Raw genomic sequence first — 488 nt, 5'->3', positions numbered from 1 at the left:
GTCCAATATCGCCTTGCCCCTCCCGGCGAACCGAGAACCATTATCAGAGCTGTCAAGCCGACGGCTTATGTTCGCCAGCCCGGCAGGTGAAGACTCGCACATGGCCGTTTTCTCGGCCTGCCATTCTCTCCAGTCATGCAGGCTTGTCGAAGACCATGGGCAATCCACGTTTAGACGCCATCTCGACGACCAGTTTTTCGATTGCTTGATCGGAAAGGCGGGTCTGCAGTGTCGTACGAATCCGCTTAACCAGTTCGTGCACCGGCAACGGGGCGAGATCCTCGGCATCATCGAGAAACCGACTGACTTCGATCACAACGTCAGCATCGAAGTCGCTCGGCAAATCTCTCATATCCCATCTCCGATCGACGTAAAATTGCGGTCTTGCTGACCGATGTCGCTTTAAGCAGATGAACGTCGGTTGTTTCCCGCGATGGCAGAACTCGATGCTCTGCTGCCGGCTGAACAAATCCCCTTCATCGCTGTGT

General features: G+C 55.1%; 1 pseudogene. It reads right to left on the bottom strand.

Annotation, left to right across the window (positions count from 1 at the left end):
- Positions 1-133: 133 nt before the first annotated feature.
- A pseudogene (locus tag EN750_RS41385) lies at positions 134-488 on the bottom strand (hypothetical protein); the annotation flags it as partial.

It is taken from the genome of Mesorhizobium sp. M7A.F.Ca.ET.027.03.2.1 (assembly GCF_003999175.1).
Classification (GTDB): Bacteria; Pseudomonadota; Alphaproteobacteria; order Rhizobiales; family Rhizobiaceae; genus Mesorhizobium.
This window is presented reverse-complemented; position numbering and strand designations above follow the sequence as displayed.